This window comes from Cryobacterium sp. PAMC25264 (genome assembly GCF_019443325.1).
Lineage (GTDB): Bacteria > Actinomycetota > Actinomycetes > Actinomycetales > Microbacteriaceae > Cryobacterium.
Map to the genome: position 1 here is coordinate 38841 of NZ_CP080383.1, position 25906 is coordinate 64746.

The following is a 25906-nucleotide window of genomic DNA, read 5'->3' on the forward strand; positions in this document are numbered from 1 at the left end:
CTCGTCAAGTATAACCCCATCGGCTCGGGGGGTTTCGACCAGCCCGTTTCGCCGGGCTCAACCACCGTGAGTACGGTGGTCGAGCCTGGCGAGACCTTGTTACTGCTTGCCCACGACCACGATCACGGTTCCGCCCGGAATGGCGGGGGAGCCCGCCACCGGGTTCATCACCGTGACCCGGCCCACCTGGGCGGGGTCGGTGACCGTGTCTTCGAGAACCTGCACGCCGAAGCCGCTCAGCGATCCCTTGGCCTGATCCAGTGTCTGGCCCACCACGTTGGGCAGCAGCACCTGGGAGCCGTTGCTGGAGTACGCGGTGATGATGGATCCGATGCTGGCGGAACCGCCGCCGGCCGGGTCGGTGCGGGCCACCATGCCGGCGGGCAGCTCGGAGTCGGTGATGCCGCCGTCGGCGAAACCGAAACCGGCGCTCTCGATCTTGCTCTTGGCATCGCCCATGCTCAGACCACGCACGTCGGGAACGGAGACCTGGGCGCCGCGGATGACGTTGCCGGAGGCAGCCTCGAAGTCATCTCCGCCGTATTTCTCATTGGCGGCGCTCATGATGACCGGCCAGATGCGGTGTCGGGCCGTGGCTACCTGGAGTCCATTGAACTTGGTGTCGCGCTGGTTCTGGAAGCCCGTCACGTTCACCACTCCGACGACTGTGGCGACCTTGGTGCTCGCTCCACTCATCCAGGTAGCGAGAGCATCGTCGGTCGTACCGGTCTTACCGATCATCGGCACCCGCGGGTAGGTGTTCCCGTAGGACTGCGTGGCCGACCCCTCGCTCATCACCCGTTGCATGGCATAGGCCATTCCGGCGGCGACGGCCGGCTCCACCGATTCGGTGCACGTGGACGCTGGTGGGGTGATCTCCGTTCCATCGGCACCGACGATCCGGTCGATCACGATGGGGGAGCAGGTGGTGCCCTTGTTGGCGATACCCGCGAAGGCCACGGCCATGTTCAGGGGAGCCACCTCGTTGGTGCCGAGCACCGACGACGGGGTCTTGCTGAGCGGGTCGCCATCCGCCCGCACCACGCCGAAGGAGGTGGCCATGTCGCGGATCTTGCACAGGTCGAGGCGCTTGGCCATACCCATGAACCCGGTGTTGATGGAATCGATCGTGGACTGCAGGGCGGTGTAGTTGGTGCCACCCTCGTTGCCGTCGTTGCGAGGGTTGTATGACCCGGCAGACTGCGGTCCGTCGCAGTAGTCCTGGAAGGTTCCCCAGTTGGACTTGCGGGCCGAGTCGACTCGTTCGCCCAGCGCGTGGCCTTCCTTGAGCCATTCGGCCAAGGTGAACACCTTGTAGGTGGAGCCAGGCTGGAAGCCGGTCGAGCCGCCCTCGGTGTAGTTGGTGTTGTAGTTGATGCCGGTGTACTCCGGGCCGGGGGCTTCCTCCAGCTGGGTGTACTTCTTGTTCTGAGCCATCGCGATCACCCGGCCGGTGCCCACCTGCACGCTCGTGGCCACGGCGCCGACGTCCCAGGACGCCGTCATGGGGATCTGGGCGTTGATGGCGTCCTCGGACGCCAGCTGCAGGTCAAGGTCGAGGGTGGTGTAGATCTGGTAGCCGCCGCGACGGAAGTTGAGCATCCGGGTATCTTCGTCGGCGCCGAAGGTGGGGTCGCTGCGCAGCACGTGGGTGACGTAGTTGCAGAAGAAGCCAGCGCCGCCGGCGGTCTGGCAACCGGTGGAGGGCTCGGTGATCTGCGGCTCGATGGGGCTGGCGACCGCGGCTGTGTAGTCGTCGGCGCTGATCTTCTCGTACTTGAGCATCTCGCGCAGGATGTAGTCCCGGCGGTCCTTGTTCGCGGCGTAGCCGTTAGCCGCGCCGTTCGTTTCGCTGTCGGGCCGGTCGAGGCGGAACTTTTCCGGGTTGTTCACGATGGCGATCAGGCTGGCCGCCTGGGGCAGGTTGAGCGTGGCTGCGCTGGCGTTGTAGTAGTACCGGGCGGCGGATTCGATGCCGTACACGGTGCCGCCGAAGCCGGTGATGTTGAGGTAGCCCTGCAGGATCTGGTCCTTGCTGTACTGCTTCTCCACACCGATCGCCAGGCGCATCTCCTTGAGCTTGCGCTCCGGGCTGGTCTTCGTGGCGTCGTCGAAACAGGCATCCAGCTTGGCCTGATCGGTCATGATCTCGCACTTCTGCACGAGAACGTTTTTCACATACTGCTGGGTGACCGAGGAACCACCGGACACGTCACCACTGGGGGTGAGGGTCGACAGTGCTCCGCGGATGGTGCCCTGCAGGTCCACGCCGCCGTGCTCGCGGAACCGGGGGTCTTCACCGGCGACGACGGCATCGAGCACGAACGGGCTCATTGATTCGATGCCCACCTCGACGCGGTTCTGGTCGTAGAACGACGCGAGCGGATACGGGTTGCCATCGTTCTGCACCGCGTAGATCGTGCTCACCTGCGAGAGTTCCTCGATCGCCAGGTAGTTGGGCAAGTTCTCGAAGGCGTTGATCGTGCTCGTGGTGGCCATGCTCGAAATTGCCAGTGCAGGCGTGATGGCCACGGTGACCAGCAACCCGGCGACCGCGCTCATTGCGACCAACCCGAGAAGCCCGCCGAGCGCGCCACCGAATGTACGTTTGTTTTCCCCCATAAGCGTGAGCCTATGCCAGAACGGCTGGATCCCGCCTTCAGAGGGTGGCCCCAGCTTGGGGGTCGAGGTGCGGAATTACGCGGCGGTGAGGGTGAGCAGGGTCGCCTCGGGCGGGCACGCGAAGCGCACCGGAGCGTAGATCGAGGTGCCCAGTCCCGCCGAAACATTGAGGTACGAGGTGCGCAGGCCCACGTTCCACAGGCTCAGGCCCTTCACCTGGCGGCGCGGAATATCACAATTGGTTACCAATGCGCCGTACTTGGGTATGCACACCTGTCCGCCATGGGTGTGACCGGCCAAAATCAGCTGCGCGCCGTGGTTCACAAACGAGTTGAGCACGCGCTGGTAGGGCGCGTGCACCACTCCCACGGTGAGGGTCGAGCGCGGGCCGGTCGGCTCTTCGGGGTCCGGCCAGGTCTCCTCGGTGAGCGGGTCGTTGCCGCGCAGCTCGTCGATGGCGCCGGTGATGAGGTCGAGACGGTCCCGGCGGATGTGCGGGTCGTCCACGCCGAAGAACTCGAGGTGGGTGCCGTTGATGTCGAGCGCATCCGCCGCGTTGTTCAGGTCGATCCAGCCGAGTTCAGCGAAGACCCGGTGCAGGTCGTCGGTGTCGAGCTCGATGTGGCGGGGGCGCAGCATCGACGGGCCGCCGAAGTACTTGAGCGGGTTCTTCGGCTGCGGGCCGAAGAAATCGTTCGACCCGTTCACGAAGATGCCCGGGACGCCCGCAAACGGCTCCAGTGCGTACTCCACACCGGCGATGCCGTCTTCGTGGCCCAGGTTGTCGCCCGTGTTGACCACGAGGTCGGGTTTGAGGGCCGCGAGGCCCCGCACCCAGTCCTGTTTGTCGCGCTGCCACGGAGCCATGTGCAGGTCGGAGAGATGCAGCACCCGGATCGGGTCGGAGCCGGGCGCGAGCACGGGAACGGTGACCTCGCGCAGGGTGAACCGACGTCGTTCGACGAGGGACCCCCACGCGAACGCGGCCAGACCGGCCGCGGTCACGGCGGCGGTCGACGCGACGATGGCGCGTCCGGCGCTCAACCCGCAGCCCCCATCTTGCCGACCACGATGGTCACGGTTCCGCCCTTGGTGCCGGGGGTGCCGGCCGCCGGGCTCATCGAGAGCACCTTGTTGTTCTGCGTCGGGTCGGTGACGGCCTGGTCGTTGGTCACCACGCCGAAGCCGTTCAGGGTGGCCTTGGCCTGGTCGGCGGTCTGGCCCACGACGTCGGGAATGAGAACCTGGTTGCCGTTGCTGGAGTACACCGTGATGGTGGCTCCCACGCTGGCGTTGGACCCGTTACCGGGGTCGGTGCGCGCCACGGTGCCGGCCGGCAGCTCTGAGTCGGTCACGCCGCCGTCGAGGAACTCGAAGCCGGCGCCCTCGATGGCACTCTTGGCATCCGCCATCGACTTACCGCGCACGTCGGGCACAGTTACCTGAGCGCCCTGGATGACGTTGTTCGAGGCTTCGTCGAAGTCGTCTCCACCGTACTTGGCGTTGGCGGCGCCCATGATGTCCGGCCACATGCGGTGCCGGGCGGTGGCGGCGGATCCGCTCTCGAAGTTGTTCTTACTGGAACGCTGGTTGGCGTCACCGGTGACGGTCACGACGCCAACCACGGTGGCGACCTTGGTGCTCGCGCCGCTCATCCAGGTGTCCTTCGCGCCGTCGGTCGTACCGGTCTTGCCGATCATGGGCACCCGCGGGGAGGTGGAATTGTAGGACTGCGTTGCCGAGCCCTCCGTGAGCACGCGCTTCATGGCGTACGCCATGCCGGCGGCCACCGACGGCTCCACCGACTGAGTGCAGGTGGAGGCGGGCGGCGGGATCTCGGTGTCGTCCGGGCCGACGATGCGGTCGATGACGACGGCGGAGCAGGTGGTGCCCTTGTTGGCGATGCCGGCGAAGGCCACCGCCATGCTCAGCGGTGCGATCTCGTTGGTGCCGAGCACCGACGAGGCGCCCTTCTCGAGCTCGTCACCGTCGGCACGGTGCACGCCGAAGGATTCGGCGGTGTCGCGGATCTTGCAGAGGTCGAGCTTCTTGGCCATGCCGATGAAGCCCGTATTGATCGAGTTGATGGTCGACTGCAGGGCGCTGTAGTTGCGGCCAGCCTCGTCGGCGTCATTCTTCGGGTTGTAGCCCGGGAACGTCTGCGGGCCGCTGCAGTAGTCCTGGAAGGTGCCCCAGTCTGCCTTGCGGGCCGAGTCGACCCGTTCGTTGAGCGCGTGGCCTTCCTTCAGCCATTCGGCGAGGGTGAAGACCTTGTAGGTGGAGCCGGGCTGGAAACCGCTGGAGCCGCCCTGGTTCTTGTCGGTGTTGTAGTTGATGCTCGTGTACTGAGCGCCCTGGCTGAGGACGTCAGGGTCCTGGCTGTAGATCTTGTTCTGCGCCATGGCGAGAACCCGGCCGGTACCCACCTGAACGCTAGTGGCGACGGCACCCATGTCCCAGCCGTCGAAGGTCTCGGGCACGTTTTCGGAGATGGTGTCTTCGGCGGCCTGCTGCAGGTCGAGGTCGAGCGTGGTGTAGATGTCGTAGCCGCCGCGACGGAAGTTCGTCATGCGGGTGTCTTCGTCTTCACCGAAGGTGGGGTCGGTCTTGAGGATCTGGGTGACGTAGTCACAGAAGTATGCGCTGCCACCGGCGGTCTGGCATCCGGTGCTCGGCTCGGTGATGCTGGGTTCGATCGGCGCGGCGATGGCGGCGTCGTAGTCTTCCTGGCTGACCTTCTTGTACTTGAGCATCTCGCCGAGGATGTAGTCGCGGCGCTCCTTGTTGTCGGCGTAGCCGGTGGCGGTACCGTTGGTTTCGCTGTCGGGCCGGTCGAGGCGGAACTTCTCCGGGTTGTTCACGATGGCGATGAGGCTGGCCGACTGCGAGAGCGTGAGGTTGGCCGCACTGGTATTGAAGTAGTAGCTGGAGGCGGCTTCGATGCCGTACACGCTGCCACCGAACAGGGTGATGTTCAGGTAGCCCTGCAGAATCTCCGGCTTGGTGTATTCCTTCTCCACGCCGATGGCCAGACGCATCTCCTTGAGCTTGCGCTCAGGAGTGGTGGCGGTGGCCTCGTCGTAGCAGGCGTCCAGTTCGTCCTGGTCGGTGAGGACCTCGCACTTCTGCACGAGAACGTTCTTGACGTACTGCTGGGTGATAGAGGAACCACCCTGGGTGCCGCCGCCGGTGACCGTGGACAGGGCGCCGCGAATGGTGCCTTGCAGGTCGACTCCGCCGTGTTCGAAGAAGCGGGGGTCCTCGCCGGACACCGCGGCATCCTGCACGAACTGGCTCATGCTCGCCAGGGGGACCTCGACGCGGTTCTGGTCGTAGAACGAGGCGAGAGCGTAGGGGGCGCCGTTGTCCTGCACCGCATAGATGGTGCTCTTCTGGGACAACTGGTCGACCCGGAGGTAGTTGGGCAGACTCTCGAACACGTTGATCGTGTTGGTGGTGGTCATGCCCGTCACGGCCAGGGCGGGGGTCACGGCGACAGTAACCAGAACACCGGCGACGGCGCTCATTCCGATAATGCCGAGGAGACCGCCGAGCGCTCCACTAACCGTACGTTTTTTGGCAGACATACAATTGAGCGTAAGGGACAATTCTGAAAAACAGCCTGAATCGGAGCCGCATGACTGCCTGGGAGTACCTCACCACCCCGCTGATGATCCACAACACCGCCGCGATCCTCAACAACTGGGGATCGGAAGGCTGGGAGCTCGTGCAGGTCGTCACCGGCCCCGAGGGTGGACTCGTCGCCTATCTCAAGCGCCCTGTCGCCGGCGCAGAAGGAGCATGACAATGTCACAGGTAGAAGCTCGCCTGGCCGAGCTGGGAATCGAACTGCCGTCGGTCGTTCCGCCGGTCGCCTCGTACGTGCCCGCCGTCGTGAGCGGGTCGCTGGTGTTCACCTCCGGCCAGCTGCCGATGGTCTCCGGCGCGCTGCCCGCCACCGGCAAGGTCGGCGACGGCCACGGCCTCGTGCCGGCCGCGGACGCCAAGGAGTACGCCCGACAGTGCGCGCTCAACGCGCTCGCCGCCATCCAGAGCGTGATCGGGTCGCTCGACCGCATCACCCAGGTGGTCAAGGTCACCGGTTTCGTCGCATCCGCCCCCGACTTCACCGGCCAGCCCGGCGTCGTGAACGGGGCCTCCGACGTGCTCGGCGAGATCTTCGGCACCATCGGCGTGCACTCCCGCTCCGCCGTGGGCGTGGCCGTGCTGCCGCTGGACTCGCCCGTCGAGGTGGAGCTCATCGTCTCCTTCGCCTAACCCGCCACTTCAGGGCATCGTGGGTCGAGCTTGTCGAGACTCATCGGGATCTCGACAGGCTCGATCAACGTGTCGCCGGGTTTATGAGGCGGTCGCGGCTTCGGGGCGCGGATGGCTGGCCGAGAACGCGGCGCCGGCACGGGTGGCCAGCGCCTGCGCGGGCAGTTCCACCCAGCGGTACATCAGCTGTGCGAGCACCAGGCTCAGCGGCACCGAGATGAGCGCACCCCACCACCAGTGCTCCGGGCCGAAGAGCTGGGCGAAGGTGACCACCACGGGGAAGTGCACGAGATACAGGCTGAAGCTGATGGCGCCGAGCCAGCCGAGCAGCCGGCCGCTGAGCAGCCGTTGCACCGGCGACCAGAGGGCCACCGTCGCAACGATGAGAACGGCGCCCGGAACGCGGAGCGCCAGGGCCAGGGAGTTCCACGGCTCGCTGAGCAGCGGGCGCGCCAGCCAGTAGCCGATGAGCAGCGCCGGCCCCAGTATGGCGATGGCCGCCCATGCCAGCGTGCCGCCGCGTCGCCGGGCGAGCCGCGTCGAGCGGGCCAACAGCGACCCGTGGTTGGCCGCGAGCAGCGCACCCAAGCCGAACGCGGGCAGATACATCAGCGGCTCGATCCCCAGCACGTACCCGATGGTGGAGGTGGCCAGCAGCACGGCCACCCAGGCCAAGGTCCACCGTCGGGTGGCCACAGCCAGGATGACGCCGATGGGGAGGAGCAGTGAGAACCACATTTCCCAGGCCAGCGACCACAACGGCGGATTGACGTCCGGGCGCCCCGTGTAGCCGACGATGCTTGCTTCGCGCAGCAGATTGCCGATGCCGAGACCGGCGTCGCCCTGCTTCGCCATCCAGGCGCCGGCGTTGGCGTCGACGCTTCTCGGAACCAGGGCGATCCACACGGCGGCCAGCCCCACGGAGACGAGTACTGGGATTGCCAGCCGGATCACCCGGCGGGGGTAGTAGGCCAACCAGTCGTAGCCGGCCGAATGCGCCGGGGGCGCGACCGGGATCTGGGTGCCGGCAGCGGGATGGGCGTCCGGCTGCATCCACGGCCAGCGGCGCAGCGGGGCGAGCACGAGCACGAAGCCGCTGAGCACGAAGAACACCAGCACGAACTCCGGCCCGGCGAAGAAGATCTTGAGGGGGGAGAGGGTGGCCCACCAGCCCGTGGAGAAGATCGCCACATTCGCGCTCGACGAGTACGCGGCCGAGATTGACGGAGCGGTCATCGACACGTGGTGCACGAGCACGACGACGGCCGCGACGCCACGCAGGGCGTCGAGGGCGACGAGACGGGTGCGGGGTTCGGCGGCAGACATCCGCTTCACGCTAGGGCCCCTTCGTGAACGTTTCCTCCAAGCACACCCGCGAGCCGTGAGCTAAGCACCTTCCCGGGCCCGGGACGGTGCTTAACTCACGGCTCGCGAGGGGTCAGCGCATGCTGTCGGTGATGATCTGCATAATCGAGGTGTCGGCGAGGGTGGTGGTGTCCCCGATCTCACGGCCCTCGGCCACGTCGCGCAGCAGGCGCCGCATGATCTTGCCCGAGCGGGTCTTCGGCAGCTCGTTCACGATGTGGATCTCCCGTGGCCGGGCGATCGCCCCGATCTGCAGTGTTACATGTGCGCGGAGGATCGCACTGATGTCGGCGTGGCTCGCCGCATCCGTCTGGCTGTACTTGATGATGACGAACGCAACCACCGCCTGCCCGGTGGTCTCGTCGTGCGCGCCCACCACCGCGGACTCGGCGACCATGGCGTGCGCCACCAGCGACGACTCGATCTCGGCCGTGGACAGCCGGTGCCCCGACACGTTCATCACATCGTCGACCCGGCCGAGCAGCCAGATGTCGCCGTCGCGGTCGAACCGGGCGCCGTCGCCGGCGAAGTACAGCGGGCCGTTCGGCGCATCCTGAAACTTCTCCCAGTACGTCTCGATGAAGCGCTCCGGGTCGCCCCAGATGCCGCGCAGCATCGACGGCCACGGTTCGGTGACCACGAGCAGGCCGCCGTTGCCATGCCCGACGTGGTGGCCGTCTTCGCCGATCACGTCGATGGAGATGCCGGGGATCGCCACCTGCGCCGCGCCCGGCTTGGTCTCGGTGATGCCGGGCAGGGCGCTGATCATGATCGCGCCGGTCTCGGTCTGCCACCAGGTGTCGACCACCGGGGTGAGCTGGTTGCCGATCACCTCGCGGTACCACATCCACGCCTCGGGGTTGATCGGTTCGCCCACCGATCCGAGCAGGCGCAGGCTGGTCAGGTCGAACTTCTGCGGTTCCTGCCGACCGATCTTCATGAACGTGCGGATGGCGGTGGGCGCGGTGTAGAGGATGCTCACCTGGTACTTCTCGATGATCTCCCACCAGCGGCCGGGGTGCGGGGTGTCGGGGGTGCCCTCGTAGAGCACCTGGGTGGCCCCGTTGGCCAGTGGCCCGTAGACCACGTAGCTGTGGCCGGTGATCCAGCCCACGTCGGCGGTGCACCAGAAGACGTCTTTCTCGGGCTTGAGGTCGAAGACGTTCTTGTGGGTGAAGGCCACCTGGGTGAGATAGCCGCCGCTGGTGTGCAGGATTCCCTTGGGCTTGCCCGTGGTACCGGAGGTGTAGAGGATGAACAGCGGGTTCTCGGCGGGGAACGGCTGCGCCTCGTGCTCGGCATCGACGGCGGCGAGTTCTTCGTGCCACCACTTGTCGCGGTCGTTCCACTCCACGTCGCCGCCGGTGCGTTCTACGACGAGCACGGTGTGCACGCTCGAATCATTGCTGGCCAGGGCCGCGTCCACTGCGGGCTTGAGCGGGGTGGCGCGGCCCTTTCGGTAGCCGCCGTCGGCAGTGATCACGACCACGGCCTCGGCGTCGTCGATGCGGGAGCGCAGGCTCTCGGCGCTGAAGCCGCCGAAGATCACCGAGTGCACGGCGCCGATGCGGGCGACGGCGAGCATCGCCACGACGGCTTCCGGGATCATCGGCAGGTAGATGGCCACCCGGTCGCCGGCGCGCACCCCGAGGCCGAGGAGCACGTTCGCGGCGCGCTTGACCTCGTCGGTGAGCTGCGCATAGGTGATCGAGCGGGAATCGCCCGGCTCGCCCTCCCAGTGCAGCGCCACCCGGTCGCCGTTGCCGGCGAGCACATGCCGGTCGAGGCAGTTGTAGGCCACATTGAGTTCGCCGTCGTCGAACCACTTCGCGAACGGTGGGTTGGTCCAGTCCAGCGTGCGGGTGAACGGCTTGTGCCAGTGCACCAGTTCGCGGGACTGGTCGGCCCAGAAACCGAGCCGATCTGCTGCCGCATCCGCGTAGAGAGCCTCAGTGGCCACCGATTGGGCGGCGAACTCTGGAGAGGGCGGGAATCGGCGGGACTCATGGAGAAGATGGTCGATTTGCACGCTCATGATGGTTCGCTCCTTTGCGAGTTCAGGCAGTGTCGAGGCGCCGCGGCGGCCTCATCCCTGAACCCTACACGGCCCGTGCGACCCGCTCGAGAGCATTTCTCGGCGAAAGAACGACCGAATTTCTGCCCGGGATACATTCGGAAAACGCTTCTCACGTGGCTTTCTTTTCGTGTCCTCATTTAGGGGGACCCAGGGGACTTGCGTATCTGGTTTTCCCAAGTATGCTTGAGCTTGTCTGAACGAAAGTTTTGACCTGTGGTGCGTTTGGTTCCCCCAATCAGCGCACTGCCGAGGCGGCACCTGTTCCCCCCAATAGGTGCCGCCCCCCTCTTTTTAACGGCGCTCCCGTGTCTCTCAACGACATGCCCGCGCCTTCCCCCGCACGGCTCGCGCGCCCCACTGCGAGTCGTGCACCTGCGTGACCAGCTGTACCGCTTCACCGCTGTATCGGCCCCCTCCAGGCACACCTGTTGCCCGGTCGGACTTCTGAGCCCCGCACGCCGGGCGCAGTCGTCCGGCCGGGCAACACGTGTCTCTCCGCCCGGGCGCCGCTCCTCCACAGTGGGGTGCCGAGCACGCCTCCGCACAACGGTGGCTGTGGCCCCTCCCGCCGGCCGCCCCAGGCCGTACGGTGCACGAATGCCAGAGCCCTTCGTCGCCGTACCCTCCTACCTGAGCCGGCCCAACCCCGTGACCGTCAGCACGGTCCCCCATCCCGCCGCGGCTGGGGGAGACCCGGCCCGTGACAGGCCGGGCGCGCAGCCAGATCGCGCCCGTGGTGTGGCCGATTCGGCGCCAAGCCCGGCCCGCGACACCATGCCGCCCGTGCTAACCCGCGCCGATGTGTCGGTGCTCGGGCCGCTCGCACCCTTCGCCCGCGATGGTGCCGTCACCGATCTGTTCATCAACGGGGCGGCCGGCCTCTGGCTCGACGCCGGTCACGGCCTGGTGGTCGCGCCGGACTGGCACAGCGACGAGCGCGGCATCCGGGACCTGGCCGTGCGGTTGATCGCGCTCGGCGGGCGCCATATCGACGAAGCCAGCCCATGCGTGGATGTGCGGCTGGCTGACGGTATCCGGGTGCACGCCGTGCTGCCGCCGGTCTCGAGCACGGGTACCTTGCTTTCCATCCGGCTACCGCGGGCGCACCGCCTCAGCCTCGACGCCCTGGCCGCCGCCGGCATGTTCGGTGCCCGTGAGGCTGCGGACGCTCAACTCGGCCGCCTGCGCGCCGCGGTGCTCGACCGACAGAACCTGCTCGTCACCGGAGCGGCCGGCAGCGGCAAGACCACCCTGCTGGCCGCCCTGCTGGCCGAGGCTCCGGCCGACGAACGCATTGTGGCCATCGAAGACGTCGCCGAATTGCGCATCGATCACCCGCACGTCGTGGGCCTGGAGTCGCGGCAGGCCAACCTGGAAGGGGCCGGGCGGATCGGACTGGAGAGCCTGCTGCGCGAAGCGCTGCGGATGAGGCCCGACCGGTTGGTACTCGGCGAGTGCCGCGGCGCCGAGATCCGCGAGCTGCTCGGCGCCCTCAACACTGGGCACGACGGTGGGGCTGGCACCCTGCACGCCAACTCCCTGGGAGACGTGCCCGCCCGGCTCGAGGCGCTCGGCGCGCTCGCCGGGATGAGTCCGGCCGCCGTGGCGCGGCAGACCGTGAGCGCCATCGGCCTGGTGCTACACCTCGAACGCCGCGGCGGCACCCGCCGGCTCGCCCAGGTGGGCCGGTTCGTTCTTGACGCAGCCGAACGCCTGAGCGCGGTGGAGGCATGACCAGGCGTGCGGCGGCGCCCAACCCGATTGATGAGGTCGCCCGGATCGCCGAACGCCTGGCCGTGCTGCTCGCGGCCGGAGTCTCGCCGGTCTCCGCGTGGGACTACCTCGTGCCACCTGCCGGCGCCGACCCGCCGGAGCGGCGATCCCGCAGCATCCTGATGCGTCGCGCCCTCGGCCGGAGAGCCGCGCCGCGCCACGGCCCGCCCGGCCGCACACCCGTCGGGTGGTTTGGCCGGTGGTTCGGCCGGGCGCCGACCGACGCCGGCTCCCGCGCTGTGCTGCTGGCGGCCGCACGGGCGGCGCACGCCGGCGACAGCGTGTCCGAGGCGATCGCCCACGAGGCGCAGCAACTGCCCACCCAGCCGGCGGATGCCTGGCGGGCACTCGCCGCTGCCTGGGAGGTCGCGACGCAGGCCGGTGCCCCCTTGGCCGGATGCCTGCGCGACCTGGCCGGCGCGTTCCGTGACCTGGGCCAGCTGCACCGCGACCTGACGGTGGCGTTGACCGGACCCCGGGGCACCGCCCGGATGGTGCTGGTCCTGCCGCTGGTGGCGCTGCTGTTCGGCGCACTGCTGGGCTTCGACACCGTGCACACCCTGTTCTTCACCGGCCCGGGCCTGGGGTGTCTCGCCGCGGGCTTGCTGCTCATGGTGGGTGCGTCCCGGTGGAACCGGGCTCTGGTCGCCTCCGCCGGGGCCCAGCTCACGGCGCCCGGTCTCGAGCTGGACCTCACCGCCATCGGGATGGCCGGAGGAAGCTCCATCGACCGGGCCCGCGACGTGGCACGGCAGAGCGCCGAACGGTTCGGTCTGCGCCCGGTCCACACGGAGATCGCGGCCGACACGGTGATCGATCGGGTGCTCGAACTCTCGGCCAGAGCGGGCATCCCGGCCGGTGAACTGCTGCGCAGCGAGGCCGACCAGGCCCGCCGGGATGCCCGCAGCGCCGGCCGGCAGCGCGGCGAATCGCTCGGCGTAGCCCTGATGATCCCGCTCGGGGTGTGCGTGCTGCCGGCCTTCATGCTCGTGGGCGTGGCGCCGCTCCTGCTTAGCGTGCTCTCCTCCACACTCACCGCGTTCTAGGTTTTCGCGTCAGAGCGCCGGGCGCGCGACCGGACTCGTCCCCCTCCCCCTCCCGCGAGCTGTGACTTAAGCACCGAAATCCCGGGTTTTCTGGGGCTTTACTCACGGTTCGCGGATACGTGGGAGGGGTGTTTGCGGGCTACAATCCTTATCAACGTCAGTGGTCAGCGAGAGGGTGGGATGTCACCAGACACAGAGGGGGAGCGATGCCTGAGCACGTGCCGGAGCACACGCGAAAGGACTGGAGCCAGCCCGCCGTGGCGAAGATCCAGGGGAGATGGATGAACCCGCCTTCGCGCGGTGGAGAGCCCGGGGAATCGATACTCCTCAGCATGTACACCGACGACGACTTTTACGCGATCTACAGGAAGCCCACCTGCGTGGTGGTCTGCCCGTTGGATGGGTGCGGAACCCGCCTGATTGCCAAGAGAAATGATCATGAAACTCGTTGGCTCGCCACCCACCCTGGATCGGTGTCCTGCTCCCACAATGACGTGCCGTTGATCCGACCGACCGGTGGCGGTGGGCCGGAATCGGATGAGCATCTGTGGATGAAATCGCGCATCGCTCTCGTTTGTCGCAAGTTCGGCTACGACGCTGTGATCGAACACCAGCCCACTCACGCAGACGTCTTCCTCCCCGACTCCAAGATCGCAATCGAGTACCAGCGTTGGGACACCAAGTTCGACAAACGGAATCTGGATCGTTCACATGCGGGCGCCGACACCACCCTGTGGTTCTTCCCCGAGCCCCCGCGGGGATTGACGACGCAGGACGACAAAGCGCTGGACACGCTCATCAAGGCCCGCATCAGGCAGCACGGCGGGATTTACCTCACTCCGCGCGGGAGAGGCAGCCGGGTTGACAGCCGTCTGGTCAACCAGAAACCTTGGGACCATCCCAAGGACACCGAGATGAGGCGGACGACGAGGTTGTTCGTTTCCGGCTCGCTCGTCACGTACAGCAACGACCGCGACACCAAGGGCCTGAAATACGCCGGAAGCGTCGGCCTTCAGCGCTTCATCAGAGAGGTCGTCAGCGGCGAACGCACGCTGCAATACGCGAACGTCCGGCTCGGCGATGGCACCGTCCGGAGAAAGGTATGGGTGCTCGCCAGCGACCTGCAGCAGGTCGCGGCGGATGCGGCGAGGGCGGCGGCGCAGAAGGCAACGGCGGAGAAGGCCGCGGCGGAGAAGGCGGCGGCGGCGGCGGACGAACGGGCACTTCGGATGCGCGAGGAGGCGGACAGGGTCGTGATGAACGGGGAGGGTCTGCGGGCTGATGAGGTCCAGGGCCCTGCACTGGCGCGGGAGATCGACAATGCCGAGACAGTACAGGCCGACGGTCTCACAGCAACAGAAATCCCCTCACCTTGGGAGTCGACGGCGGACGTTCACACGCCACGCGTGGCCCGCCGATCACTATGGCAGCGGGTGAAGGGTTCGCTCGGAAAGCGTTGGCCCAGGCCGTGAAGTGGGTGCGTGCATGAGTGCACCCGCGGCATCCTTCGGGCGATGACCGAGCGTCTCATGTGATGCCTATTGGAGCCGATCCGGCACTCCTCCACAGGTAGGTGCGTCGATGATCTTTGCACTGACGGGACCACAGCGATGGTGCGCACGGTGCTGCCGACACAGAGTGGCTGGACTCGTGCCACCGCACCGCGTCTCTGACGCGAAAGGAGACCCATCATGCTCACCCGCCACACCCTCGACACCACCGATCCGCGCACAACCGGGAGCGGTCCGACCAGGAACGGCCCGAAGCTCGAACCGGCCCCGCCCGAGGAGGTGCACAGTGTTCGCCACCAGCCTCCGACCGCCAGCGTGGGAACCGGGGTAGGGAACGGCCTGGTGCGCACCCGCACCATCCGTTCGAACACCCAGCGGGCCCTTGGCCGGCTGCGGGACGACCGCGGTGCCGCCACCGCCGAGTACATCGTCGCCACCATGGCTGCGGTCGGCTTCGCGGGGCTGCTCATCGTGATCCTGCGCGGCGACGAGGTGCGCGGCATCCTCACCGAGTTGGTGCGCAGTGCGCTCACGGTGGGGTGACGCGCAGCGCGGCAGTGTCACGGCCGAGTTCGCCGCGCTGCTGCCGGCCGTGTTGCTGCTGCTGGGCTGTTGCCTGGGCGCGGTGCAGGTGGTCGGTCAGCAGGTGCGGTTGGCGGATGCCGCAGGGTCGACGGCCCGGTTGCTCGCCCGAGGGGAGGGGTCTGGTGCGGCGGCGGGGCTGGTGTCCGGTCTGGGCCTGAACGCCACTCTCACGGTGCAGCATCAGGGCGAGTTCGTCTGCGCCCAGCTCCGTGCCGTGAGCGCGTTCGGGCCGTTCGCCACCGTGGGGCTCACCTTCGGGGCGCGCTCCTGCGCTCTGGCGGGCGGCCCGTGAGCCCGCCCGGTTCGGCGGGAGCGGCCGTGCGGGTGCGGCCGTCGGGGGAGCGCGGCTCGGGGTCGGTGCTCGCCGTGGCCGTGGTGGGAGCGATCGTGGCGGTGACCGTGCTTCTGCTGCCGATTCTCGGCCTGCTGGCGATCGGCCAGTCCGTGCGCGCCGCGGCGGACGCATCCGCGCTCGCCGGAGCGGACACGGCTGCCGGGCTGGTGCCCGGGGTGCCGTGCGAGGTGGCGCAGCGAGCAGCTGACCTCAACACGGCGCGGCTGGTGACCTGCACGGTCGACGGCCTCGTGGTCACCGTGATGGTGTCCAGAAGCGCCGGCGGCTTCCCGATATCCGCCCGCGCGCGAGCAGGTCCGCCGCCCGCCCGTGGTTAGACGATGGCTGGAGCACCGCTAGAGCGTTTGCGAGGCGACGGAAGACGCGGAGCGGGCGCATCCGCTCACCGGTTCAGGAGGCGGAGGAGCCAGACGCCTCGAAAACGGCCTCCAGATAGCGGTAGTCCACGGCCGTGGGACGTTCGGGGTGTTCGGTGGAGTCGAACTCGAGCCCGGCGGCACGGGCATAGAGGTAGCGCTTGCCGTGCGAGTCCGAGGGAATCTCGATGCGGGGCCGGGGATCGCCGGATTCGAGAAATTCCGTCGTGACGGTCTTGCCCTCGAGCGGGCCATCGGTGAGTTTCGCCGTATATGTGTCGTGCGTTGCTGTACCCATGTCTCCATTCTCCGTCTGGGCCCCCAGGAGGCAACCCCCCAATCCGAATCCGGCGCTCGGGCCATGCCGGGCACCGCACGCCCCCAGCGCATTTCCGGGAACATGTGCGGCGCCCGGCCCAGGCCTTGCATCGGGCCACAGTCGAGCTACCGTGGAGGGGATTCGGAGCCCTCCAGCGCGGTCTCGGTAGGCGCACACCCGATTCCTGTGTGTATGGTGTGGCTTGGTCGTTACACAGACCGTTACCTATAAAGAGGAGTCTGGTGCCAGGCACTAAGAAGCTGGTCATTGTCGAGTCGCCGACCAAGATGAAGTCGATCGCCGCCTATCTGGGCGACGGATACGAGGTTTTGTCGTCGGTCGGTCACATTCGAGACCTGATCGAGCCCAAGAATCTGCCGCCGGAGCTCAAGAAGGGCCCGCTGGGCAAGTTCTCCGTCGACGTCGACAACGGCTTCGAACCGTACTACGTGGTCTCCGACGCCAAGAAGAAGACGGTCAGCGACCTCAAACGAGCTCTGAAGAACGCCGACGAACTCCTCCTCGCAACTGATGAGGACCGCGAAGGCGAGGCCATCGCGTGGCATCTCCTCCAGGTTCTCCAGCCCAGGGTTCCGGTCAAGCGGATGGTGTTCCACGAGATCACCAAGGACGCCATCATCGCGGCCACCAACAACACCCGTGATCTCGACACCGCGCTGGTGGATGCGCAGGAGACCCGGCGCATCCTCGACCGTATCTACGGCTACGAGATCTCGCCCGTGCTCTGGCGCAAGGTGGGCCCCGGCCTGTCCGCCGGCCGGGTGCAGTCCGCCGCCACCCGCCTCGTCGTGGATCGCGAACGCGAACGCCTCGCCTTCGTCTCCGCCGGCTACTGGGATCTGTTGGCCCAGCTCGCTCCGGGCGCCTCCGCTGAGAACGGCTTCCAGGCCAAGCTCGTGCGCCTCGGCGGCGAACGTATCGCTACCGGCAGCGACTTCGATGACACCGGCAAGCTCAAGCCGAAGGTTGTCGCTGCGACCCTCGACGAGGCATCCGCCCTCGCCCTCGCCGACGCGCTCAAGGTGCCCGGTGTGCCGATCACGGTCACCAAGGTGGCCTCCAAGCCGTACCGGCGCAGCCCCGCTGCGCCGTTCACCACCTCCACCCTGCAGCAGGAGGCCGCGCGGAAGCTGCGCTTCACCGCCCGGCAGACCATGAGCGTGGCCCAGTCGCTCTACGAAAACGGCTACATCACCTACATGCGTACCGACTCGCCGTCGCTGTCGCAGCAGGCGATCACCGCCGCCCGCAAGCAGGCCGCGTCGCTGTATGGCGCCGAGACCGTGCCCGCGAGCCCGCGCCTGTACAAGGGCAAGAGCAAGAACGCCCAGGAAGCGCACGAGGCCATCCGCCCGTCGGGTGACACGTTCCGCACCCCGGCGTCGCTGGCCAGCTCGCTGCGCGGCAACGACTTCAAGCTCTACGACCTGATCTGGAAGCGCACCGTCGCCAGCCAGATGGCGGATGCCACCGGATCGACCGCGTCGGTGACCATCGCCGCGGGCCCCACCGGCCAAGCCGCGCACCCCGCCGCGTCGGAGGCGCTGGCCGAGTTCGCCGCCAGCGGCACCGTGATCACCTTCCGCGGCTTCATGCTCGCCTACGAGGAGTCGAAGGACGAGGAACGCAACGCGTCCACCGACGCCACCGAATCGAAGCTGCCGCCGCTGGAGGAGGGCCAGTCCCTCACCCTCGTCGAGGTGGAGGCCAAGGGCCACGAGACCACCCCGGCCGCCCGCTACACCGAGGCCAGCCTGGTGAAGAAGCTCGAAGAGCTCGGCATCGGCCGCCCGTCCACGTACGCGTCGATCATCTCCACCATCACCGACCGCGGCTACGTCACCCCGCGCGGCCAGGCTCTGGTGCCCAATTGGATCGCCTTCTCCGTGGTGCGCCTGCTCGAGGAGTTCTTCTCCGACCTGGTGGAGTACGACTTCACCGCCGAGATGGAAGACGACCTCGACCGCATCGCCGGCGGCACCGCCGACCGGGTCGACTGGCTGACCAGCTTCTACTTCGGTTCCGACAAACACCGCGGGCTCCGTCAGGTCGTCGACAACCTCGGTGAGATCGACGCCAAGTCGATCAACTCGATCCACATCGTCGACGACATCACCCTGCGCATCGGCAAGTACGGCCCCTACCTCGAGGTCGTCGACCCGAGTGCGGGCCCGGATGCCACTCCCCGCCGGGTGAACATCCCGCCGGACCTGGCACCCGACGAACTCACCCCGGCCAAGGCCCGTGAGCTCGTCGACGCCCCGGTCGTGACCGACCGCGTCATCGGGGTGAACCCCGACAACGGCAAGGAGATCGTCGCCAAGGACGGCCGGTTCGGCCCCTACGTGACCGAGCTCGAGCCGCCGGCCGACACCGACGGCCCCGGCGAGACCGTGGACCCGCTCACCGGCGAGGTCACCCAGCTGGCCGACGCCACGGCGACGGCCGCCGCATCCGCTGCCGGCGCCAAGCCCAAGCGCAAGGCCCCGGCCAAGAAGGCCGCCGCCGCGGTGAAGCCGCGCACGGCGTCGCTGTTCAAGTCGATGGACCTGGCCACGGTCGACCTCGACACCGCGCTGGCGCTGCTCAACCTGCCGCGCGTGGTGGGTATCGACCCGGAGACCCAGACCGAGATCCTCGCGCAGAACGGCAAGTTCGGCCCGTACCTCAAGAAGGGCGTCGACACCCGCTCACTCACCAGCGAAGACCAGATCTTCGAGATCGACCTCGCCGGTGCCGTCGACCTGTACAACCAGCCGAAGTACGGCGCCCGCCGTGCCTCCAGCGCGCTCAAGGACTTCGAAGAGCCCGATCCGGAGAGCGGCAAGGCCATCAAGATCAAGGACGGCCGGTTCGGCGCCTACGTGACCGATGGCATCACCAACGCCACCATCCCCAAGGCCGAGAGCATCGAAGAGGTCGACTACGAGCGCGCCGTGCAGCTGCTCGCCGACAAGCGGGCCAAGGGACCGGCGGTGAAGAAGGCTCCGGCCAAGAAGGCGGCCGCGAAGAAGGCGCCCGCCAAGAAGCCCGCCGTGAAGAAGGCTCCGGTGAAGAAGGCCGGCAGCGCCACCACGACGGCTGCCAAGCGCGCACCGGCCAAGAAGACCGGTACCTCGGCCGCGACGCTCGGTACCTCACCGCGCGCCGAACGCACGCCGGAGCAGAAAGCCGCGACAGCCGCGAAGGCAGCGGCCACTCGGGCGGCCACCGCGGCCGCGAAGGCTGCCCAGGCTTCGCAGTCGTGACGGATGCTGTGACGCCCGGCCTGTTCATCACCCTCGAGGGTGGCGACGGGTCGGGCAAGAGCACCCAGGCCCAGCTGCTCACCGATTGGCTCCAGGCGCAGGGGCGCACGGTCGTGCGCACCCGCGAGCCCGGCGGCACCGAGGTGGGTGTGGAGATCCGCGAGATCGTGCTGCACCACCGTGGCGAGGTTTCGTCGCGCGCCGAAGCCCTGCTTTACGCTGCCGACCGGGCCCAGCACATCGCCACGCTGGTGCGCCCGGCGCTCGCCCGGGGTGAGATCGTCATCCAGGACCGCTACCTCGATTCGTCCGTGGCCTACCAGGGTGCCGGCCGGGTGCTCGGCGGCACCGAGGTGCGCGACCTCTCACTCTGGGCGGTCGAGGGTCTGCTGCCGCACCTGACCCTGCTGCTCGATCTCGACGAGACCGCCGCCCGGAGTCGCCTCGACGCCGACAACAAGGTCTTCGACCGGCTTGAGGCCGAGAAGGGCGAGTTCCACGCCCGGGTACGAGCGGCCTTCCTTGACCTGGCCGCCGCTGAGCCCGACCGGTTCCTGGTGCTGGATGCTGCAGCGCCGATCGACGAGATCGCGGAACGCATCCGGGCCCGCGTCGCCACCCTGCTGTAGCAGCCGGGCCCGGGTAGAGGTCGTCTCGGCCTGGGGGATCTCCCGTGAGTTGCGGCGAAAGTAGCCGTCCCGGGCGCCGAGGCGGCACTGTGCCGCAAGTCGGCGGATGCGGCCGCCACGACATGCGGCGACCCGCCCCCCTCCCGGGCTCCCGCAGGGGACTTGGCGGCAACTCGGTGGCTCGGTGGCATGGACGCTGCTGTCGCCGACCTGCCGCTGGCCCTGCAAGTGGGTCCGCTTCGGTGAGTTGCCAGTTGCCGCCCCGTCGCGGGCGCCCAAAGGGCACCAACTGGCACCTCACCGCAACGCAGGGTCGTGAGTTGGCAGTTGGGGCCGTTTGGCGGGCATCCATGGGGCGTGAAGTGGCATCTCAGCACCCAGCCGACGCTCGGGGAACGTGAGGGCTATCCGGAGTCGGAGCACGGCCGGGAAGCACCGGCTTGTCGGCGGGGCCGGGTACCCTTGTTGGATGGCAGTGTGGGACGACCTGACGGGTCAAGCAGACGCGATCGCCATTTTCCGCGCGGCAGCAGAGCGCCCGGGAGCGGTCGCCACTCTGGAGCGCCCCGACGGTGACGAGGATGCCGCCGCAACCGGCGCCGTTACAGGCAGCCGGGACGCCACGTCGGCAGCCGGCACCGCTGCCGCGAACACCGCATCGGTCAGCACCGCGTCCGCCACCACCTCGGCGTCGATGACCCACGCTTGGTTGATCACCGGGCCGCCCGGCTCCGGGCGCTCCAACCTGGCGTTCGCGTTCGCCACCGCGCTGCTCAGTGACGGCACGCCCCAGGGGGACACCTCCACCGGCCGGCTGGTCGACGCGCGCACTCACCCCGACCTCACCGTGCTCAGCACCGAGGGCGTCATCATCAAGATGGAATCCGTCAAAGAGGCCGTGGCCCGGTCTCAGTACTCTCCGTCGGTGGGCCGCTACCGGGTCGTCGTCGTCGAAGACGCCGACCGCATGGTCGAGCGCACCTCCAACGTGCTACTCAAGGCGCTCGAGGAGCCGCCGGAGCGCACGGTGTGGATCCTCTGCGCCCCCAGCGAGGCCGACCTGCTGCCCACGATCCGCTCCCGGGTGCGCACCGTGCGCCTGCGGGTGCCGAGCATCGCCGACGTGGCGACCCTGCTCATCCGCCGCACCGGCGTGGACCCGACGATCGCCGAACGGGCGGCTCGGGAAGCCCAGAGCCACATCGGTATGGCCCTGCGGTTGGCGACCAACGCCGAGGCCCGGGCCCGCCGGGAGGAAACCCTCCGCGCGGCGCTCGGTCTCAGCGGTGTCTCCAGTGCGGTCAACGCCGCCGCCCGGCTGCTGGCCATCGCCGGCGACGACGCCAAGGCGATCACCCTTGAGCGCGACGCCACCGAACGTGAGGGCGTGCTGCGCTCACTCGGCGTGGAGCCGGGCCAGTCGGTGCCGCCCGCGCTGCGCGGCCAGATCAAGGCCCTCGAAGACGATCAGAAGCGCCGCGCCACCCGCAGCCTGCGGGATGGAATCGACCGCATCCTGGTGGACCTCACCTCGCTGTACCGGGACGTGATGATGGTGCAGCTGGGCCGGGACGACACCCTGATCAACCTCGAACTGCTGACCGAACTCCGCCGCGCCGCGAACGCCTGCGCGCCGGCCGCGACGGTGGCCACGATGGATGCCATCGCCCTGGCCCGGCAACGCATCGAGGCGAATGTGGCCCCGGCGCTGGCACTCGAGGCCATGCTGGTCTCGATGATCCGCCGCTGACCCGGCTGCCCGCCGATGTTGACGACTCCAGACGAAGAACCGAAGAAGGGGAACCCGTGAGCAAGCGCACACGCGTATTCACGACCATGGCGGCCGCGGTGGCGCTCACGCTCGGACTGACCGGCTGTGTGCCATGGTTCCTGCCGCAACCGGCCCCGTCGACCTCCACCCCCACCGGGGAGAACGTGGAGGGCGACCTCGCCCCCTTCTACGGCCAGGTGCTGGCGTGGACCGACTGCGAGGACGGCATGCAGTGCACCACCGCGACAGCTCCGCTGGACTGGGAGGACCCGGCCGCCGGGTCAGTCGACCTGGCGCTGGTGCGGCACCCCGCCACGGGTAACCGGATCGGCTCCCTGCTGGTCAACCCCGGCGGCCCAGGCGGCTCCGGTTACGACTTCGTCAAGGACTCCGTGGACTACGCGACGGATGCCGCGCTGCAGGCCCGGTTCGACATCGTCGGGTTCGACCCGCGTGGTGTCGGCAGGTCCTCGGCCGTGGCCTGTTACGACCCGGCGCAGATGGACGAGTACCTGTACGGGCTCACCACCGCCGAACGCGGCAGCGACGCCTGGATTCAGGAGCAGGAGGCCAGTGCCGCGGGCTTCGCGACCGCCTGCCAGGACAAGACCGGCGCTTTGCTCGGCGAGGTCGACACCAAGAGCGCAGCCCGCGACCTCGACCTGCTCCGCGCCGTCCTCGGCGACAAACAGCTCAACTACCTGGGCTTCTCCTACGGAACCTTCCTCGGCGCCACCTACGCGGAGCTGTACCCCGACAAGGTCGGCCGCCTCGTTCTCGACGGCGCACTGGACCCGTCCACCAGCAACTTCGAGGTGACCAGCACCCAGGCCAAGGGCTTCGAGAGCGCGCTGCGGGCCTACCTCACCGACTGCCTGGCCGGTAAGGACTGCCCGTTCGACGGCACCGTCGACGACGCCATGGCCACCATCTCGGCCTTGCTCGCTTCGGTCGACGCCAGCCCCATCACCGCTTCGGACGGTCGCCAACTCGGCGCGAACTCGCTGCTCACCGCCATCATCTACCCGCTCTACCAGGCCACAGCGTGGAGCTACCTCAGCGACATGTTCGAGGGCGTCTTGCAGGGCAGCGCCGACGGCGCCATGCAGTTCGCGGATGCCTACAACGGCCGAAACGCCGACGGCACCTACCTGGACAACTCCACCGAGGCGTTCATGGCCATCAACTGCGTGGACTACGCCTACAACGCCGACCCGGCCAGCATGCGGGCCGAGGCCGCCCAGATCGAGCAGATCGCCCCCACCATCGGCAAGTACATGGCCTACGGCGATATCTCCTGCGCGGCCTGGCCGTACACCTTCACCGGAGAACGCCAGGAGATCCACGCCACCGGCGCCGCCCCGATCCTGGTCGTGGGCACCACCAACGACCCGGCCACCCCGTACGTGTGGGCGCAGAACCTCGCCGCCCAGCTGGACAGCGGCCAGCTGGTGACCTACGAGGGGGAGGGGCACACGGCGTACAACAAGTCGAACTCCTGCGTGAACGACGCCGTGGACAACTACCTCATCGACGGCACGGTGCCCGCGACCGACCCGACGTGCTGACCGGCTCCCGCCCGGCATCCCACCGGGCGGGCCGTTTGCGCCGCGTGCAACAATTGAGCCATGGCTACGGAAGCTGACGGAGTGGGTCTGCGGGAACGCAAGCGCCTCGCCACGCGCCGGGAAATCCAGCGGGCTGTGCTCACTCTCTGTTCCGAGCGGGGTATCGACAAAGTCACCATCGAGGAGATCAGCCGGCACGCCGACGTGTCGCCGCGCACCTTCTTCAACTACTTCGCGTCCAAGGATTCCGCGCTGGTCGGCGACGAGCTGGAGCTGGCCTGCGACTCCGACATCGAGGCCTTCGTGGCCGCCGGACCCGGCGATGTGCTCACCGACCTGGCCACCCTCCTCGCTCAGAGCCTGCAGAACACCGACGGTGACCGCGAAATCCACGAACTGCGCCGCGCGGTGATGAAGGAGAACAGCTACCTGTTCACCATGCGGATGGCCACCCTGCGCAACTTCGAGGCCGGCCTGCAGGCGATCGTGGAGCGCCGGTTCGCGGCCGACGACCCCCGACTCGCCCAGGACCCGCAGGCGTTATCGCAACGGGCGTTGCTATTCACCCTGGTGGCCATGGCGGCAACCCGGCACGCCTGGCGGTGTTGGGCGGAAGCGGACGATTGCAGCCCCTCTCGGCGTGGGTGGCCAAATCGTTCCGCGAGCTGTACACGGTGACCTCTCCGACCGACTAAGCTTGGATGCTGTGTCGCCGAGCGTTCTTGCGCAAGGAAGAATTCGGTCTCACGCCGCCTTAGCTCAGTTGGTAGAGCGATTCACTCGTAATGAATAGGTCATCAGTTCGATTCTGATAGGCGGCCCCAACACGGACCGAAGCCTCACGGCTCCGGTCCTTTTTTCATGCGTGCGATCCTTCCCGCTTGCCGTCTGCCCCGGGGTAGGGTCGAGACGTGCCTGACTGGACCGAACACGTAATCTGGTGGCACGTGTACCCGCTCGGCTTCGTCGGAGCGGACGTCGCCGGCGTCGACCGCCGGCCGACGCACCGGCTGCGGATGCTCGTGCCCTGGTTGGACTATCTGCTCGAGCTCGGCGCCAACGGCCTGGCCCTCGGCCCGGTGTTCACCTCCCGCACGCACGGATACGACACCACCGACTACCTCGAGGTGGATCCCCGGCTCGGCGACACCGCCGATCTCGACTACCTCGTCGCCGAGGCGCACCGCCGCGGCATTCGGGTGATGCTCGACGGGGTCTTCAACCACGTGGGCCGCGAGTTCGGGCCGCTGGTCACCGCGCTCGCCGACCCGGCCGCGGCCGAGAACTCCCTGTTCCGGCGCACGCCCGCAGGCGACCTGGTGGCGTTCGAAGGGCACGACGCCCTGGTGACCCTTAACCACGACGACCCCGCCGTCGCCGACCTCGTCACCGGCGTGATGACGCACTGGCTTGACCGGGGTGTCGACGCTTGGCGCCTCGACGCCGCCTACGCGCTGCCCGCGGAGTTCTGGGCGGGCGTGCTCCCGCGGGTGCGCGAGCACCACCCGGAGGTGTACGTGATGGGCGAGGTGCTGCACGGCGACTACGCCGCGTTCGTCGCCGCATCCGGGGTCGACGCCGTGACCCAGTACGAACTGTGGCAGGCGATCTGGCACAGCCTGGCCGAGGGCAACTTCTTCGAGCTGGACTGGGCGCTCACCCGGCACAACGCGTTCCTGGGTGCCTTCGTGCCGTACACGTTCGTGGGCAACCACGACGTGACCCGGCTGGCCAGCCAGATCCCCGACGCGCGCCACCACGCGCATGCCCTCGTACTGCTACTCACTCTGGGCGGGACCCCGGCCATCTACTACGGCGACGAACGGGGCCTGCAGGCCGTGAAAGAGGAGCGCGCCGGCGGCGATGACGCGATCCGGCCTGCTTACCCGGAGAGCCCCGCCGGCCTCGACCCGGCGGGTGCTGCCACGTTCGTGCGGCACCAGGAGCTGATCGGACTGCGCCGGCGGCATCCGTGGCTGCACACGGCCACGAGCCGGCCGCTCACCCTCACGAACACTGGGTACGTGTTCGAGGTGACCGACGGCAGCCGTCGCCTGGTCGTGGCGCTCAACCTGAGCGACGAGGCCCTGCCGGTCGACACAGATGCGACCCCGCCGCTGGCCGGCACGGCCCACGCGGGCCCGGCCGGGGTCACGGTGCCGCCGCACGGCTGGGCGATCTTCGGCTGAACGGAGCGACCTCGCTGGTCTGGTGCCGGTTGCCCTTCAGCCGAGCGGCCCACGGTGCCCGGAGATCGTCGTGGCGCAGGTTTATCGTCGCGGCGCAGGTTTGCGCGGGGTTTAGCGTGCGCCGCGAGACGCATCCTGCGCCGCGAGACGCATCCTGCGCCGCGAGACGGAACCTGGGTCGCGAGCATCCGCG

General features: G+C 68.2%; 20 protein-coding genes and 1 tRNA gene. 15 read left to right on the forward strand and 6 right to left on the reverse strand.

The annotated features are described in order from the left end of the window. Positions 1-99: 99 nt before the first annotated feature. The 3 genes from KY500_RS00165 to KY500_RS00175 form a co-directional block, all read right to left on the reverse strand. Entirely contained in the window at positions 100-2562 is a 2463-nt protein-coding gene (locus tag KY500_RS00165; RefSeq protein WP_219901860.1) for a transglycosylase domain-containing protein, read from the reverse strand. Between the two features lie 135 nt (positions 2563-2697). Beyond that, positions 2698-3666, reverse strand: coding sequence for a metallophosphoesterase (locus KY500_RS00170; RefSeq protein ID WP_219901861.1), 969 nt, complete (start codon positions 3664-3666; stop codon positions 2698-2700). Continuing rightward, entirely contained in the window at positions 3663-6149 is a 2487-nt protein-coding gene (locus KY500_RS00175; RefSeq protein WP_219901862.1) for a transglycosylase domain-containing protein, read from the reverse strand. Before KY500_RS00175 ends, KY500_RS00170 begins: the two co-directional genes overlap by 4 nt. A 110-nt stretch (positions 6150-6259) precedes the next feature. Here KY500_RS00175 and KY500_RS00180 point away from each other — a divergent pair, with 110 nt between their 5' ends. Both KY500_RS00180 and KY500_RS00185 read left to right on the forward strand, forming a co-directional pair. Next, complete coding sequence (locus KY500_RS00180; protein WP_166793334.1) at positions 6260-6427, forward strand: hypothetical protein; 168 nt, start codon at positions 6260-6262, stop codon at positions 6425-6427. Between the two features lie 2 nt (positions 6428-6429). After that, a complete protein-coding gene (locus KY500_RS00185; RefSeq protein WP_120338166.1) occupies positions 6430-6900 on the forward strand; it encodes a RidA family protein in 471 nt (156 codons plus the stop codon). Between the two features lie 81 nt (positions 6901-6981). On the opposite strand, the gene KY500_RS00190 is transcribed toward KY500_RS00185, so the two are convergent. Both KY500_RS00190 and acs read right to left on the reverse strand, forming a co-directional pair. Continuing rightward, the gene (locus KY500_RS00190) at positions 6982-8226 is read right to left on the reverse strand and encodes an acyltransferase (protein WP_219901863.1); all 1245 of its coding nucleotides are present in this window, start codon (positions 8224-8226) and stop codon (positions 6982-6984) included. A 112-nt stretch (positions 8227-8338) separates the two neighbouring features. Next, positions 8339-10300, reverse strand: a complete 1962-nt coding sequence (gene acs, locus KY500_RS00195; protein WP_219901864.1) for an acetate--CoA ligase — start codon at positions 10298-10300, stop codon at positions 8339-8341. Positions 10301-10939: 639 nt separating this feature from the next. Here acs and KY500_RS00200 point away from each other — a divergent pair. From KY500_RS00200 to KY500_RS00225, 6 genes are all read left to right on the forward strand, one after another. Then, complete coding sequence (locus KY500_RS00200; protein ID WP_370626853.1) at positions 10940-12076, forward strand: TadA family conjugal transfer-associated ATPase; 1137 nt, start codon at positions 10940-10942, stop codon at positions 12074-12076. Then, entirely contained in the window at positions 12073-13161 is a 1089-nt protein-coding gene (locus tag KY500_RS00205; protein ID WP_219901865.1) for a hypothetical protein, read from the forward strand. Before KY500_RS00200 ends, KY500_RS00205 begins: the two co-directional genes overlap by 4 nt. Positions 13162-13493: 332 nt before the next feature. Next, positions 13494-14633: a hypothetical protein gene (locus tag KY500_RS00210; RefSeq protein ID WP_219901866.1), complete on the forward strand. Its 1140-nt coding sequence runs from the start codon at positions 13494-13496 to the stop codon at positions 14631-14633. A gap of 378 nt (positions 14634-15011) precedes the next feature. Continuing rightward, the gene (locus tag KY500_RS00215; RefSeq protein WP_219903205.1) at positions 15012-15215 is read left to right on the forward strand and encodes a DUF4244 domain-containing protein; all 204 of its coding nucleotides are present in this window, start codon (positions 15012-15014) and stop codon (positions 15213-15215) included. Beyond that, positions 15196-15549, forward strand: a complete 354-nt coding sequence (locus tag KY500_RS00220) for a TadE family type IV pilus minor pilin (RefSeq protein WP_219901867.1) — start codon at positions 15196-15198, stop codon at positions 15547-15549. The genes KY500_RS00215 and KY500_RS00220 overlap by 20 nt, the downstream gene beginning before the upstream one ends. Further along, positions 15546-15929 (forward strand): Rv3654c family TadE-like protein, encoded by a 384-nt coding sequence (locus KY500_RS00225; RefSeq protein ID WP_255579601.1) that lies wholly within the window; start codon positions 15546-15548, stop codon positions 15927-15929. The genes KY500_RS00220 and KY500_RS00225 overlap by 4 nt, the downstream gene beginning before the upstream one ends. 73 nt (positions 15930-16002) lie before the next feature. On the opposite strand, the gene KY500_RS00230 is transcribed toward KY500_RS00225, so the two are convergent. Further along, positions 16003-16266 carry a hypothetical protein gene (locus KY500_RS00230; RefSeq protein ID WP_219901868.1) on the reverse strand — a complete coding sequence of 88 codons (264 nt, stop codon included), beginning with the start codon at positions 16264-16266 and terminating at the stop codon, positions 16003-16005. A gap of 263 nt (positions 16267-16529) precedes the next feature. Between KY500_RS00230 and topA the strand changes: the two genes are divergently transcribed. From topA to KY500_RS00265, 7 genes are all read left to right on the forward strand, one after another. After that, positions 16530-19556, forward strand: coding sequence for a type I DNA topoisomerase (gene topA / locus KY500_RS00235; protein ID WP_219901869.1), 3027 nt, complete (start codon positions 16530-16532; stop codon positions 19554-19556). An 8-nt stretch (positions 19557-19564) separates the two neighbouring features. Continuing rightward, the gene (gene tmk, locus KY500_RS00240) at positions 19565-20185 is read left to right on the forward strand and encodes a dTMP kinase (RefSeq protein ID WP_219903207.1); all 621 of its coding nucleotides are present in this window, start codon (positions 19565-19567) and stop codon (positions 20183-20185) included. Between the two features lie 469 nt (positions 20186-20654). Then, positions 20655-21935 (forward strand): DNA polymerase III subunit delta', encoded by a 1281-nt coding sequence (locus KY500_RS00245; RefSeq protein WP_219901870.1) that lies wholly within the window; start codon positions 20655-20657, stop codon positions 21933-21935. Between the two features lie 56 nt (positions 21936-21991). Then, the gene (locus KY500_RS00250; protein WP_370626854.1) at positions 21992-23524 is read left to right on the forward strand and encodes an alpha/beta hydrolase; all 1533 of its coding nucleotides are present in this window, start codon (positions 21992-21994) and stop codon (positions 23522-23524) included. 60 nt (positions 23525-23584) lie between these two features. Continuing rightward, a complete protein-coding gene (locus KY500_RS00255; RefSeq protein ID WP_255579604.1) occupies positions 23585-24202 on the forward strand; it encodes a TetR/AcrR family transcriptional regulator in 618 nt (205 codons plus the stop codon). Positions 24203-24272: 70 nt separating this feature from the next. Then, positions 24273-24348: transfer RNA gene (locus tag KY500_RS00260), tRNA-Thr, on the forward strand. An 87-nt stretch (positions 24349-24435) separates the two neighbouring features. Then, on the forward strand, positions 24436-25713 hold the full coding sequence (locus KY500_RS00265) for an alpha-amylase family glycosyl hydrolase (protein WP_219901871.1): 1278 nt from the start codon (positions 24436-24438) through the stop codon (positions 25711-25713). Positions 25714-25906 lie beyond the last annotated feature (193 nt).